12 protein-coding genes are annotated in these 14216 nt (G+C 66.5%); 8 read left to right on the top strand and 4 right to left on the bottom strand.

Annotated features, from left to right (window positions below; all coding sequences use genetic code 11):
- Nucleotides 1–164: 164 nt before the first annotated feature.
- Nucleotides 165–1880: an AAA family ATPase gene (locus tag GFY24_RS00395; RefSeq protein ID WP_309230245.1), complete on the top strand. Its 1716-nt coding sequence runs from the start codon at nucleotides 165–167 to the stop codon at nucleotides 1878–1880.
- Between the two features lie 61 nt (nucleotides 1881–1941).
- Here the strand turns inward: GFY24_RS00395 and GFY24_RS00390 are convergent, their stop codons facing one another.
- Together GFY24_RS00390 and GFY24_RS00385 are read right to left on the bottom strand one after the other, a co-directional pair.
- Nucleotides 1942–2931, bottom strand: a complete 990-nt coding sequence (locus GFY24_RS00390; protein ID WP_153802944.1) for an LLM class F420-dependent oxidoreductase — start codon at nucleotides 2929–2931, stop codon at nucleotides 1942–1944.
- 34 nt (nucleotides 2932–2965) lie between these two features.
- A complete protein-coding gene (locus tag GFY24_RS00385; protein ID WP_153803447.1) occupies nucleotides 2966–3874 on the bottom strand; it encodes a LysR family transcriptional regulator in 909 nt (302 codons plus the stop codon).
- A 147-nt stretch (nucleotides 3875–4021) separates the two neighbouring features.
- On the opposite strand from GFY24_RS00385, the gene GFY24_RS00380 reads away from it, so the two are divergent.
- The 7 genes from GFY24_RS00380 to GFY24_RS00350 all read left to right on the top strand — a co-directional run bounded on the left by GFY24_RS00380 (nucleotide 4022) and on the right by GFY24_RS00350 (nucleotide 12257).
- Nucleotides 4022–5005 (top strand): EamA family transporter, encoded by a 984-nt coding sequence (locus GFY24_RS00380; protein WP_153802943.1) that lies wholly within the window; start codon nucleotides 4022–4024, stop codon nucleotides 5003–5005.
- A gap of 113 nt (nucleotides 5006–5118) precedes the next feature.
- Nucleotides 5119–6885 carry an FAD-dependent oxidoreductase gene (locus GFY24_RS00375; RefSeq protein ID WP_153802942.1) on the top strand — a complete coding sequence of 589 codons (1767 nt, stop codon included), beginning with the start codon at nucleotides 5119–5121 and terminating at the stop codon, nucleotides 6883–6885.
- A 56-nt stretch (nucleotides 6886–6941) separates the two neighbouring features.
- A complete protein-coding gene (locus GFY24_RS00370) occupies nucleotides 6942–7562 on the top strand; it encodes a pyridoxamine 5'-phosphate oxidase family protein (protein ID WP_153802941.1) in 621 nt (206 codons plus the stop codon).
- Nucleotides 7563–7635: 73 nt separating this feature from the next.
- Nucleotides 7636–8877 carry a MurT ligase domain-containing protein gene (locus GFY24_RS00365; RefSeq protein ID WP_309230243.1) on the top strand — a complete coding sequence of 414 codons (1242 nt, stop codon included), beginning with the start codon at nucleotides 7636–7638 and terminating at the stop codon, nucleotides 8875–8877.
- Nucleotides 8874–9584, top strand: coding sequence for a type 1 glutamine amidotransferase (locus GFY24_RS00360; RefSeq protein ID WP_153802940.1), 711 nt, complete (start codon nucleotides 8874–8876; stop codon nucleotides 9582–9584). The genes GFY24_RS00365 and GFY24_RS00360 overlap by 4 nt, the downstream gene beginning before the upstream one ends.
- Nucleotides 9585–9727: 143 nt before the next feature.
- On the top strand, nucleotides 9728–11356 hold the full coding sequence (locus GFY24_RS00355; RefSeq protein WP_153802939.1) for a GMC oxidoreductase: 1629 nt from the start codon (nucleotides 9728–9730) through the stop codon (nucleotides 11354–11356).
- Nucleotides 11357–11474: 118 nt separating this feature from the next.
- Nucleotides 11475–12257, top strand: a complete 783-nt coding sequence (locus GFY24_RS00350) for an ion transporter (protein ID WP_309230242.1) — start codon at nucleotides 11475–11477, stop codon at nucleotides 12255–12257.
- A 7-nt stretch (nucleotides 12258–12264) separates the two neighbouring features.
- Here the strand turns inward: GFY24_RS00350 and GFY24_RS00345 are convergent, their stop codons facing one another.
- Both GFY24_RS00345 and GFY24_RS00340 read right to left on the bottom strand, forming a co-directional pair.
- A complete protein-coding gene (locus GFY24_RS00345; protein WP_153802938.1) occupies nucleotides 12265–13470 on the bottom strand; it encodes a low temperature requirement protein A in 1206 nt (401 codons plus the stop codon).
- Nucleotides 13471–13500: 30 nt separating this feature from the next.
- Nucleotides 13501–14061 (bottom strand): SRPBCC family protein, encoded by a 561-nt coding sequence (locus GFY24_RS00340; RefSeq protein ID WP_153802937.1) that lies wholly within the window; start codon nucleotides 14059–14061, stop codon nucleotides 13501–13503.
- Between the last annotated feature and the right edge of the window lie 155 nt (nucleotides 14062–14216).

The following is a 14216-nucleotide window of genomic DNA, read 5'->3' as shown; positions in this document are numbered from 1 at the left end:
GGCGGGTTTTCATTGTCCGAGGGTGATGAACTCCTGGTTGCGGTGCAGTTGCGCAGGGGTGCAAAGGGTTACCAGGCCAGGATGAGAGCGGGTCAGCAATGCTAGCGTGGTGGCTGCATTAGCGCCGAGCTCTCTGTTCGAGCTGTCGAGCAGATGGGGGACACGTGACTACGAACGATCAGAATTCGACCTCGCAGGCGGCTGGGCTGCCGGTGGATGGCGATGATGCCAAGGACGAGCGACCCTCGTCCGGCGTGGGTACCCCGGAGGGGGACCAGGCCACCGCGGCCGAAGGCGACGGTGAGCAGGGTGCCGGGTTCTTCCCGCCGGTGCCGGACTCGATCGAGCAGACCGTCTTCCAGCCCGAAGGCGCGGGACCGTACGGTCCGGGACCGAATTCCTTTGCGCCGGGCGGATTCCCGCCCGCGGGCCCGTACGGCGCACCCTTCCAGGGCGGTCCGAACGGACCGTTCGACGGGCAGGGGCCGTTCGCGGGGGGACCGTTCCAGAATGGTCAGCAGGGTTTCCCGCCCAACGGTAACTTCGCCGCGCCCGACTCGGGCCAGTTCGCGCCGCCGCCGAATCCCGGTGCGCCGGGGCCGTTTCCGGGTCCCGACGGGCTCTACGGTGAGGTGCGCGAGGACACCCCGTACGGCGAGATCCGGCAGGAAATCGGTAGTGACGGCATGGTTCGCCGGGTGTTTCCCGATCAGCCCGGCGACCCGAACGGTGCGCCCGGTCAGTTCGGGCAGCCCGGCCAGTTCGCGCCCGCCAATGATCAGCCCGGCGGGCCGATCTACAGCTGGTCTCCGCCGCCCGCACAGCCGCCGCAACAGCAGATGCAGCAGCCGGGCTTCCCACCGCCGGGCTGGAATGGCCAGCCGCAGCAGGGTTTTCCGCAGCAGCCGGGCGGTTTCCAGCAGCCGCCACCGCCCGCACACTCGGTCAATGACCTGAACCTCTTGCGCCGGGCGCGTCGTGCGCCGCGCAGTGGTTGGCGGCGGGCCGTGCACAAGGCATCCGGCGGTGTGATCAACCCGGGTGAGTCGCCCGCGGATCTGATGCACGCCCAGTTGGTGGACCGGGTGAATCAGCCGGTGCGCGGCGACTACCGGATCGCGATCCTGTCGCTCAAGGGCGGTGTCGGAAAGACCACCACCACGGTCGGTTTGGGCTCCACCTTCGCCTCCGAGCGCGGTGACCGCGTCATCGCCATCGACGCCAATCCGGACCTGGGCACGCTCGCCCACCGGGTGCCGCGGCAGACCCGCTCCACGGTGCGAAACCTGTTGGAGGACAGCCACATCAGCCGTTACTCCGATGTGCGCGCACACACTTCACAGGCGCCGAGTCGCCTGGAAGTGCTTGCCAGTGAACAGGATCCGGCGGTATCGGAGGCGTTCAGCGAGGCGGATTACCGCAAGGCGATCGGCATTCTGCAGCAGTTCTACAACATCATCCTCACCGACTGCGGTACCGGCCTCATGCACTCGGCCATGTCCGGCGTACTGGATATGGCGAGCTCGCTGGTGCTGGTCACCTCGCCCGCCATCGACGGTGCGCGCAGCGCCTCGGCCACCCTGGACTGGCTCGATCACCACGGCTATCACAAGCTGGTGGAGCGAACCGTGGTGGTGGTCAACGCTTCTCGTAAGGGTTCCTCCACGGTGGACCTGGATCAGCTGCGCAAACTGTTCCTGGACCGTACCCGCGCGGTACAGGTGGTGCCGTTCGACGATCACCTCGCCGAGGGCGCGGAGATCGATCTGGAGCTGGTCTCCAAGCCCACCCGCCGCGCACTGCTGGAGTTGGCCGCCATGGTCGCCGACGATTTCGGTTATCACGCTGCGCAGCAAGGCTTCCAGCCGCGCCAGCACTGAGCTCGACAACCAGAAGAACGCCCCGCGACAGTAGTTGCGGGGCGTTCTCGTATCTACGGGTTCAGTTGTGCACGAGCGGTGCCAAGGCCCGCCCGGCCAGCTCCACGGTGCCGGGCTCATGCCCATTGGTGACCAGGTTGACGATGAGCCCGTCGATGCCGTGATCGAGCACCCGGGACTGCAGCTGTTCGGCCACCTCATCGGGCGTGCCGACGAACTGCCGGTCGGCGGGAGTCTGCCGCAGCGCCGCCACGGGGAGCGCCGACAGGTCCGTAATACCTTGCCGCGCAAGCATATCCGCCTGAATCTTGCGTGCCCGGTCGCCGTCCTCGTCGACAATGACGAAGGCCAGAAAGCTGGTCTCCAGGGTCTCCGGATCGCGCCCCGCCTCGTCCAGCCGAGCATGCAGCGCGTCGATCTTACGGGGCAGTTCGGAGGCATTGCAGATGATATTGAGATGGTCGGCGAACCGCGCCGCCAGCGCGAACGTCTTCTTCTCCCCGCCGCCCCCGAGCATGATCGGCAGATCGTCACGCACGCGCGGCTCGTTCATGGCGTCCTCGGTGTGATACCAGCGCCCGTCGAACGTGGAGTGCTGTCCCCGCAGCATCGGCGTGATGATTTCGAGGGCCTCCTCCAGCCGCTCGAAACGCTCTGTGAAGGTACCGAATTCGAACCCGTACGCCTGATGCTCGAGCTCGAACCACCCCGCCCCGATCCCGAGCACCGCCCGCCCACCGCTGACCACATCCAAGGTGGTGACGGTCTTGGCGGTGAGCGCCGGATTCCGGTACGTATTCCCGGTAACCAAGGCGGACAACTGAATTCGCTCGGTAGAGGCGGCCAGCCCCGCGAGCGTCGTATACGCCTCCAGCATCGGCTGATCCGGCGTCCCCAGCAGCGGCAGCTGGTAGAAGTGATCCATCACGAAGGCTGCGTCGAATCCCGCCGCCTCCGCCTCCCGCGCCTGCGCGGCCACCGCCGCGAACAACTCACGCGGCGGTACCCCATAGCTGAAGTTGGGCATTTGATATCCGAGACGAATGCTCATGCGGGCCACGCTAAGACCTGGAGTGCACTCCAAGTCAAGCCTCGGGATCGGGTGTGGTCGCGCGCCGCGCCGCCCGCTGGAAGGCGGCGAGCACGGTCGCGACGGCCGGTCGCTTCTCCGCGTGTGGGCGGGTGGCCAGATCGTAGAGGCGGGCGGCGCGCACGCCTGCGAGGCGGAGCATGACTACGTCCGGATGGCGGACGGCGTGGCGGGGCATCAGGGCGATGCCGTAGCCGGAGGCGACCAGGGCTTCGATTACGGTGAAGTCGTTGAGGCGCTGGGCTATTCGCGGTTGTACGCCGGTGACGGTGGCGATCGAGCGGAGTACGTCGTCCACCGGGAAGCCGCCGCGCACGCTCAGCCAGGTTTCGTCCGCCAGTTCGGCGGGGACCACGGCGCCGTGGTGGGCCAGGCGATGTTCCGGGCCGACCACTACATCGATCGGTTCGCGCATGAGTACCCGTGAGGCCACGCGCGGTCCGCCGACGGATGCGGATCGCTCATCCCGATGGGTGAGGACCACGTCGTAATCGGCGAGGAGTCGGGGCACTTCCACCGGGGGTACATCCTCGTCGGCGGCGATCATCTCCACTCCGGTCTCGGCCAGTTCGGCGAGCACATGCGGCAGCAGAAGCGCTGCGCCGGAAGGGAACAGCGCCACCCGCACCTGCCCGCGCGGTGATCCTCGATACGAAGCCATCTCCGCGGCGGCCTTCTCCATGGCCGCGAGCACCTCATCGGCTCGCACCACCAGCGCCCGCCCCGCATCGGTCAGCCGCACCCGCCGTCCGTCCGGCTCCAGCAGTGCCACCCCGGCTTCGCGCGCGAGCACCTTCAATTGCTGCGATACCGCGGAAGGCGTCATCGACAGCGCTTCCGCCACCGCCGCGACGGTCCCTCGATCGGCCAGTTCGCGCAGCACCCGCAGCCGCTCGACCGACATGAGTGACCCGCCATCCCGCTCTGCAGGGCGGGGCCGTGGTGGTGTGGTGTCGGAGTCTTCGGGGCCGGGCATGAGTAAGTTCTACTACATCATCGGTGCAGAATTATTCGATTGTTCTTATCTATTGTCGCCCGCAGTATTTGCGGCATGACCAATCGTGATCGGCTGCTCGGCCTGGGTGTTGTGGTGTTGTGGGGGCTGAATTTCCTGGCCATTCGGGTTGGGCTCGACCACTTTCCGCCGTTCTTCTTCGCGGCGCTGCGGTTCGCGGTGATCGCGGTGCCGGTGCTGATCTTCGTGCCGCGACCGCAGGTGCCTTGGCTCTGGCTGCTGTTGTACGGCGTCGGATTCGGGATTCTGCAGTTCGCGTTTCTGTTCAGTGCCATGCGCGCCGGTATGCCGACCGGATTGTCGTCGCTGGTGCTGCAGTCCTCCGCGCCGTTCACGGTGCTGCTGGGTGCGGTGTTCCTGCGCGAGCGGCTGCGTCCGATCCAGTTCGCCGGAATCGCGGTCGCCATGGCGGGTATGGCGGTAATCGGCTGGGACCGTTCGCATTCCGCGGCGCTGCCGCCGCTGATCCTGACGCTGCTCGGCGGATTGGGCTGGGCGTTCGGCAATATCGGATCCCGTATGGCCGCAGCGCATTCCGCGCCGTCGCCCGCCCGCCCGGTGAACCCGCTCCACCTGACGCTGTGGATGACGGTCATTCCACCGCTGCCGATGTTCGCACTGTCCGCCATGACCGAGGGCCCCACCACCGGCCTGCGTGATCTGGCCGACTCGTTCTCCGCGAGTGGCTGGCCCGCATATGCCGCTCTCGCCTACATCGTGCTGCTGGGCACCATCGCCGGTTCGGGCCTGTGGACCTATCTCATGAGCCGCTATCCGGCGGGCACGGTCGCCCCACTCTCGCTCATGGTTCCGGTGGTGGGTATCGCCGCCTCGTGGGCGTTCCTGCACGAGCGGCCGTCGGGCATCTCCCTGCTGGGTGCGGCCATTGTGATCGCGGGCGCGTTCACCGCGACCTCGGCGGGCGCTGCGAAGTCTGCGAATCCGGCTCCGGAGCCGACGGCGACCCCGTCACCTCGGGTGATTCCGGGGGAATCGGCCGCGCGCCTCGCGGAGGTGTAGCGAACGGTCGGCATACACACATCAAAGGACGACACGGGGTACGAAAAACCGACCCTACGGACCCGCCGCCGGTTCCCGCTGCCTAGGATTCCCCAAGGCGTGGGAGGTAGGGAATGACGGGACAGCGTTTGTCCGTCACGCGGCGAACGGTGCTGCGTGGCGCGGTCGCGGCGGGCACTCTGGCGGGCACGGCCGCCACCCTGCGCCCGACCCTCGCGTCGGCCGATCCCAGCCGCGGCGTGGTGGTGCTCGGCGGTGGTGTCGCCGGGCTGACCGCCGCGCACGAACTGGCCGAGCGCGGCTTCGATGTCACCCTTTACGAGCGCCGGGCACTGGGTGGCAAAGCCCGCAGCATCCCGGTGCCGGGTAGTGGCCGCGACGGCCGCCCGGAGCTGATGGGCGAGCACGGCTTCCGCTTCTTCCCCGGTTTCTACCGCCATATTCCGGACACCATGCGGCGAATCCCGTTCGCGGGCAACGCCAATGGAGTCTGGGACAATCTGATCGCGGCCCCCGAGGCGCGCTTCTCCCGCCGCGACGCCGATGATGTGATCCTGCCGCTGGGCCGCGCGGGCCGCATCTGGGCCACCCCCGACGATTTCCGCGAAACCGTCGGCTCGGCCATTGCCACCAGCACCAAGATGTCCGAATCAGACGCGCTCTACTTCGCCAATCGGCTGCTGGTCTTCAACACCAGCTGTGATGCACGCCGATATGGCCAGTGGGACAAGGTCTCCTGGCGTGATTACGTCGGCGCGGGCCGCCGCTCCACCGAATTCCGCATGCTGCTCTCGCGCACGCTGACCACGCTGCTGGTGGCCGCCAAGGACGATCTGGCCAGCACCCTCACCATCGGCAATATGGGTGAGCAGTTCCTCGGCAACCCCCTGGAAGTCGCGAATGACGGTGCGCTGGACCGTCTTCTGAACGGCTCCACCAATGAGGCGTGGATCGATCCGTGGGTCGCGCGGCTGCGCGAACTCGGTGTGAAATTCGCGACCGGTGAGGTGCGCGGACTCGATATCGCCGATGGCCGCATTACCGCGGCCCGCATTGTCGACGGCTCCGGCGCGGCCCGGCAGATCGAGGCCGATTACTTCGTCTGCGCCGTCCCCACCGAGGTGGCGCGCACGCTGTGGAGTCCCGAAATCCTTTCCCGCCGACCGGATCTGGCGGGTATGAGCCAGCTCATGGTGGACTGGATGACCGGCATCCAATTCTTCCTGAAGCGTGAGATCGGTATCGCGCGCGGCCATGTCGCCTACGTGGATTCGCCGTGGTCGCTGACTTCCATTTCGCAGAACCAGTTCTGGGCGCGTACCCCGGTCACCGGCCTCGGTGACGGCACCGTGCGGGACTGCCTGTCGGTGGACATCTCGGATTGGAACACCCCCGGCCTCCTCTACGGCAAACCAGCCAAGGAGTGCACCCACGATGAGATCGCCCGCGAGGTATGGGCGCAGCTCAAAGCGCATCTCAACGATCAGCGCGAACTGCTCGCCGACGCGGACCTGCACTCCTGGTTCCTGGACACCGGCATCACCTGGGACGGTGCGAACAAGCGCAATACCAATGCCGATCCGCTGTTGATCAATACCGCGGGCTCTTGGGCACTGCGCCCGGAATCGCATACCGCCGATATCGAAAATCTTTTCCTGGCAGGCGATTACGTGCGCACCAATGTGGATCTGGCGACCATGGAGGGCGCGTCCGAGGCCGCGCGCACGGCGGTGAACGCGCTGCTGGAGGTGTCCGGCTCGAATGCCCCGCGCTGCCGGCTCTTTACACTCTACCGTGCCTCCGAGCTGGAACCGTTCCGGCAGTTGGATATCGCGCGTTTCAAGTCCGGTCAGCCGAACCTCTTCGACGCCCCGCTTTAGGCAGATACCGCACAATTCACTGGCGGCGCAGGGCGGTTCGCGCGTTGAATCGAATCATGAGCGAGATCGTCGATCCGGCCGAATTGCGTGAACTCCTGGGTGCTCCGACACCCCGGGCCGTCGCCAAGGAGCGCGTCGCGCTCCATGCCCGTGACAAGGAATGGATCTCCCTCTCTCCCTTCGTGGTGCTGGCCACCAGTGACGCCGACGGCAAGTGCGATGCCTCGCCGAAGGGTGATCCGGCCGGTTTCGTCCGCGTACTGGACGACCACACCATCGCCATTCCGGAGCGTCCGGGTAATCGCCGCGCGGACGGCTATCTGAATATGCTGAGCAATCCGCATGTGGGCGTGATCTTCCTGATTCCCGGTCGCGGTGAAACCCTGCGCATCAACGGCCGCGCCCGCCTGGTGCGTGATGCCCCCTACTTCGACGACATGGTGGTGCAGGGCCATCGCCCGATCCTGGCCGTCGAGGTGGCGGTCGAGCAGATCTTCCTGCACTGTGCCAAGGCTTTCCTGCGCAGTGGGTTGTGGAAGCCGGATGAGTGGCCGGCCGACACCCTGCCGAATCAGGCTCATCTGGTGAAGGAATTGCAGCCGGACAGCACCGAGACCCTCGAACAATTGGAAAAGCACTACTCGCACACGTACGAGGACCTGCTCTACAAGTCCTGATTGCGGCGCAGCTCACCCCACCCGGGTCTATGCCGCCTGCGCATCGGCGCGGTCGCACCAATAAACTCGCGGCGTGGCAGACATTTCGGTACGCGGACAGCTGGCGCTGCGGGCGGCGACGGCGGCGTCCTGGGCGTCGCGGCGCGCCGGGCGCGGCAATGGTTCGATGATCGGCGGCCTGATCGCGCTGAAGATCGATCCGACGATCATGACGCAGTTGGGGCGCGGCCGCCGGACGGTGCTGGTCACCGGCACCAACGGCAAGTCGACCACCACGCGCATGACCACCGCCGCACTACAGACGATCGGCGCGGTCGCCACCCAGGCCGACGGCGCCAATATGGATGCCGGAATCGTGGCCGCGCTCACCGCGAATCGCACCGCGCACCTGGCCGCCATCGAGGTGGACGAACTGCATCTGCCGCATGTGGCCGATGCCCTCGAGCCCGCCGTGGTGGTGCTGCTCAATCTCTCCCGCGATCAGCTGGACCGGGTCGGCGAGATCAATATGATCGAGCGCCGCCTGCGCGCCGGTATGGCCCGGCATCCGAATGCCGTGCTGATCGCCAATTGTGACGATGTGCTGGTCACCTCCATCGCCTACGACCATCCGAATGTGGTGTGGGTATCCGCCGGGAGCGGCTGGTCGGTGGATGCCACCAGTTGCCCGCGCAGCGGTGAACCCATCCTGTGGGAGGGCGAGCACTGGTACAGCACCGGAACGGATTTCAAGCGCCCGGAACCGCAATGGCGGGTGGACGAGCACACCGTCTACGGTCCGGATGGCCTGGAATTGCCACTGGCCCTTGCCCTTCCGGGTCGCGCCAATCGCGGTAACGCGGCGCAGGCGGTGGCCGCGGCCGTCGCCATGGGCGCGGATCCCGCCGCTGCCGCGCGCGCCACCGGCACCGTGAACGAGATCGCGGGCCGCTACCGCACTGTCGAGGTGAACGGGCATACCGCCCGCCTGTTGCTGGCCAAGAATCCGGCCGGCTGGCAGGAGGCGCTGTCCATGATCGACTCCGCCGCAACGGGTTTGGTCATTGCCGTGAACGGCCAGGTGCCCGACGGCGAAGACCTGTCCTGGCTGTGGGACGTCCGCTTCGAACATTTCGAGGGCACCCAGGTGGTGGCCGCGGGCGAACGCGCCACCGATCTGGCGGTCCGCCTCACCTATGCCGGTGTGGAGCACACCACAGTGGCGGATCCCTTGCGCGCCATCGCATCCTGCCCGCCCGGCCGGGTGGAGGTGCTCGCCAATTACACGGCCTTCCGTGACCTGAACCGAGACCTGGAAGAGAAGGCGCGGGCATGAGCGATTCGACCGTACGCATCGGCCTCGTGCTGCCCGATGTCATGGGCACCTACGGCGACGGCGGCAATGCCGTGGTGCTGCGCCAGCGCCTGCGCATGCGCGGCCATGCCGCCGAAATCGTGGAAATCACGCTCTCCGACCCGGTTCCGGACTCCCTGGATGTCTACCTGCTCGGGGGCGCGGAGGATTCCGCGCAGCGGCTGGCCACCCGTCACCTGCAGCGGTATCCGGGCCTGCAGCAGGCCGCCGGCCGTGGTGCGCCGGTGCTGGCCATCTGCGCCGCCATCCAGGTGCTGGGGCACTGGTACGAGACCTCCTCGGGCGAACGAGTCGACGGCGTAGGGCTTTTCGACGTCACCACCTCCCCGCAGGACAAGCGCGCCATCGGCGAGGTTGCCACCCAGCCCCTGCTCCCCGGCCTCACCCAACCGCTCACCGGATTCGAAAACCACCGTGGTGGAACGAAACTCGGCGGCGCGGCGACCGGCCTGGCGCGGGTCGCCAAGGGTGTCGGCAACGGTGTGGGCGACGGCCTCGAAGGTGTGGTCCAGGGGTCGGTGCTGGGCACCTACATGCACGGCCCCGCGCTGGCCCGCAATCCCGAACTCGCCGACTATCTGATCAAGAAAGTCCTCGGCGTGGATTCCCTTTCGCCCCTGGATCTTCCGGAGGTCGACCAGCTGCGCCGGGAACGCCTGCGCGCCTGACGGGCCGCGGCGCTTACCACGCCGCACCCGTGACACATAGCCGACACGCATAACGAACGTGGTTGCTCACGCCGTATATGTTGTCGCGAAGCTGACCGACCGGTAATCTCGCGCGCGGCCTACTTGATGAAGGAGGTGGCCGGTTGCGCAGGCGCGCCGTGTTGAAGGCTGCGGGGGTAGCGGCTCTGCTCGCGGGCATGGGATCGGGGGTTGCCGCGCGCGGCGCCGGGACCGCGTCGGCGAATCCGGTGTGGAACGCACTGTTCGAGGGCTGGGTGCCGGAAATCTTTGCGCCGCTGCCGGATCCGCCGGAGTACACCGAGGCGATCGTCATCGGCTCCGGATTCGGTGCGGCCGTGACGGCCTTGCGGCTGGCCCAGGCGGGCGTGCGGAATACGGTGCTGGAGCGCGGATCTCGCTGGCCCAATGATCCCAATCGGGAGATCTTCACCGGCGACGATCTGCCGGACGGCCGCGGCTTCTGGCATCGCACCAGCTTCACCGGCGTCACCAAGGTGCCGATGACCTTCGCCGATTTCGGCGGGGTACTCGATGTCACCGAGTTCGGCGGAATCGATGTGTGGCGCGGTGCGGCGGTCGGCGGTGGGTCGGTGATATTCAGCGGGGCCATGGTCGCGCCGCCGAGGTATCTGTTCGATTCGCTGTACGGCGGTATCGCCGACTACGAAGAACTCGATCGCGTCTACTACCCGCGGGTGCGGGATGTGTTGCGGCTCAGTGCAATGCCCGCCGATATCTACAACACCGCGCCGTTCTCGCATTCGCGGGTGTGGGATCGGCAGGTGCGCACGGCGGGTTACGACCCGATACCCAATGATTCGATCTTCAACTGGGATGTGGTGCGCGCCGAACTGGCCGGCACCTCGAGGGCTTCGGCGACCGTCGCGCGCAGTAATCTCGGCAACTCCAATGGCGCGAAGTTCGATCTCAATCAGAACTATCTGCGCTACGCCGAGGGCACCGGCCGCACCGGAATCTTCCCCGGGCATCGGGTGGATTCGATCGGTCAGGACGGCACCGGCAAATACGTGGTGTCGGTCACCAAGCTGGCCCCGAGCGGTCAGGTGCTGCGCACCCGCACCCTGACCTGTGATCGGCTGTTCCTCGGCGCGGGCTCGATCGGCACCTCCGAACTACTGGTGCGTGCCCAGGCCACCGGCACGCTGCCGAATCTCAATGAGTACATCGGCGACGGCTGGGGCACGAACGGCGATGTGGTGCTGGCCCGTAGCGTCGACGAGCCGACGCTCACCGGCGGCGGCGTACCCAGCGCCACCCGCATCCACGACCAGAGCGATACCCCGCTGACTCTCGAAAACTGGTTTATCCCAGGCATTCCGGTGGACACCATGGCCATCGCGTCGCTCGGTATCGTGCTGGATCCGACCCGCGCCCGCTTCGTGTACGACCGCGCGCACAATACCGTCGGCCTGAATTGGCCACGCGGCGTACAGGATCGGGTGATGGCGGCGGCCCACGCGGTCGATCGCCGGATCGCCGACCGCTCGAACTCGCCGGTCGACTACGGGCCCATCGGTTATGACGCCAATGCCTTCTTCACCGCGCATCCGCTCGGTGGCGCGGTCTACGGCCGGGCGACCGATGCGAACGGTCGCGTGCACGGCCACCCCGGCCTGTATGTGATGGACGGCGCGGGTATCCCCGGCAGTACCGCGACGGTGAATCCGTCGCTCACCATTACCGCGCTCGCCGAACGCAATATCGAGGCGATCGTTCGCGCGGGCAGTTAGCCGGCTCGCGGGCTGCGATGTTGCCGGGTGCGCAGCGCAGCCTGGTCCCGGCATTCGGGGCATATTCCGTCGCGGCAATTACGCTGGCCCATGACCGTTCGATGAGGAAGGGGTCGGCGTGAGCGAGACCAGCGCACCGGAGGCGGGGGAGTTCCCGCACAAGCCGCCCGCCCTGTGGACGGATCTGTTCATGCTCGCGCTGGCGGTGGTGTCGGTGGTGCTGGTGGTCTGGGTGACGTTCTTCCACGTCTCCGACCACACGTACCACGTGATCCGGATCGTCGACTACAGCATCTGCGCGATCTTCCTGGCCGAATTCCTGTGGCGCTGGCGGCGTGAGGGCTGGAGTTGGACGTTCCCGTTCATCTACTGGTACGAGGTGCTGGGCATGATCCCGGTCACCAGCCCGTTCTTCCGCGGCTTCCGGCTGTTGCGGATCGTGGTGATCGCGGTCCGGGTGGGCCGGGTGGCCGATCGCGCCTTCGGTGACCGGGTCACGGCGGCGGTGGTGAATCGTTCGGTCGGGGTCATTGTGGAGACCATCAAGCGCCCGGTGGCCATGGCCGTGCTGGACGAGGTCGGCGAGGTGCTGCGCACCGGCCACTACACCCGCAATATCGCCAATGCGCTGGAGGAGAACCGGGGTGAGCTCGATCAGATGATGCTCGAGCTCATTCGCCAGGATCCCGCCCTGGGCCGGGTGCGTTATCTCCCGTTCCACGAGGACATCATTCGCGGTATCGCCGATGCCAGTTTCCGGCTGGTCTTCCAGGTGCTGGCCGATCCGCGCACCGATGAGCTGGTGGCGGATGTATTGCGGGAGAACATCGATCAGATGCGGGAGTCGGTGCGGACCGGGGCGCGGGTGCCGGAGTCGGTGAATCACCGGACCCCGCAATAGTTCTCGGTTACCCGCCGTGCCGGATGTGATCGCGTTTCTGCGCGTATCGCATTGTCTCCCAGACGATCATGGCCAGCAGCACCATGCACAGCATGCCGAGCGAGGTCAGTGCGGGCAGGGCCGTGGCGAGCGGGATGAGCGCCAATAGCGCCACCGAGGCCACCACACGCGGAATCAGCAGTTTATGTGTCGCGTAGTACCGGAAACCCGCCAGCGCCAGCAGATAGGCCACAGCGCCCCCGTAAAGGGCATACAGCGGTATCCCGTACAGCTTGTCCTCGAGCGAATGTCCTTGCGCCCCGCCCACATAGCCGAGCACCTTCTTCAATCCCAGTGACATGGCCACGATTCCGGCGATCATCGGGAAGTGCCAGTAGGTGTAGCAGCCGCGCGCGATCTGCACCCGCCGCTCGCCGGTGGCGTGCTCCATCTCGTGCTCGACCACCAGGGCCGCCACATCGAAGTACGCCCACCACATGAGCCCCGCGACCGCGAGACCGAGCATGGAACCGAGGGTGATGGCCCAGGAGATCGGCAGTCCGGCCACGCCCACGCCGATCGAGACGATGGATTCGCCCAGCGCGATGATGACGATCAGCCCGTACCGTTCGGCAAAGTGCTTGGCGGAGTTGAGCACCCAGTCATTGCCGGAAAATCCGGTCCACAGCATCTCCGCGGCGAGCGCGGCCAGCCAGAACAGAATCTGCCAGTCGCCGTGACTGCGCACACCGGCCAGCAGCAGGATCGCGCTGATGGTGAGCGATCCGGTGGCCCAGCGAATGACCTGTCCGCGCAGTTTCTCGTCATCGGCGCTGGCCATCCAGAACACCCACAGGTGTACGAAGCGCGCCACGAGATACGCGATGACGAAGACGAGCGGCCCGTACCAGCCGCCCGGAAGATCATGGAAGGCTTCGGGAATGGTCAGCGCGATGACGAAGGCCGAGCCCATGGCCACGAACATGGCGACCCGCGCGATGCCCTCATCGGCCTTGACCACATTGCCGAGCCAGGAGTAGCCGATCCACATCCACCACAGCAGCATCAGGATGACCAGGGCGCGAAGCAGATTCACGGCGGTGGTCTCGTGCGCGGCCAGATCGGTGACCATGGTGAACGCGAAGACGATCACGAGGTCGAAGAAGAGTTCCAGCTGGGTGACCGAGGCGTCTCGCGCCACCGGCATTATCCGCTTTCGTTGCGCACCAGGCATACTGGACATACTGCCAGCAGGAACCCCTGTTTACGCGGTCCCGAAGCCCGGCTCCAACCGGCCGCCGTAACTCAGTGGCTGCACATAGCTGGTGGGCTCGTACCCGACCGGTTCGACATACGGCGCCTCCTCGACTTCACCGAGTCCTTCGACGCCGGTGACCGATTCGACGAAGGCGATGAAGTTCTCCACGGTGGCCTCGCCCTCGCGGCGCGCGGTGCGCTTGAGGAACATGCCGGGCGCGGGAATCGGCAGGTAGAGCTCGGTGTGGTACCAGACCTCGGTGCCGCCGTCGTCGGTTTCGGTGAGTTCGAACCAGCCCTGGCCGCCGGCCCCGGCACTGGATTCGGAGACCTTCCAGGCGACCCGGTTCTCACCGCAGGTGTATTCGACGACCTGACGGTCGGGCCGGCCCATGAGCGTCGCGGAGACATAGGCCCGCTTGGGGCGGCCCAGTTTGTCGCGGGTGGCGACCCGGACATCCTGGTATGACGGGGACCAGTCGGGAAGTTGCTCGACCATGAGCAACGCCTCCATCACCTGATCGAGATCGATGTCGATGATGAAGCGGTGATCAGTTTTCGTGCGCATTGCCTACCCTCCAGCTTGGGCACCGATTGTGACCAGCGTCGCTCCGCGAGTCAACTGTGTCCCAGACCGCCCGGTCCTGTCCGTACCGCCGGAATTGTGAATGTCACTGTCTTGCAATGGAATCGGAACCCGCCCGTGAGCAAGTTTCATTTCCT

The organism is Nocardia sp. SYP-A9097 (assembly GCF_009649815.1).
In the GTDB taxonomy this organism is placed as follows: Bacteria; Actinomycetota; Actinomycetes; order Mycobacteriales; family Mycobacteriaceae; genus Nocardia.
This window is presented reverse-complemented; position numbering and strand designations above follow the sequence as displayed.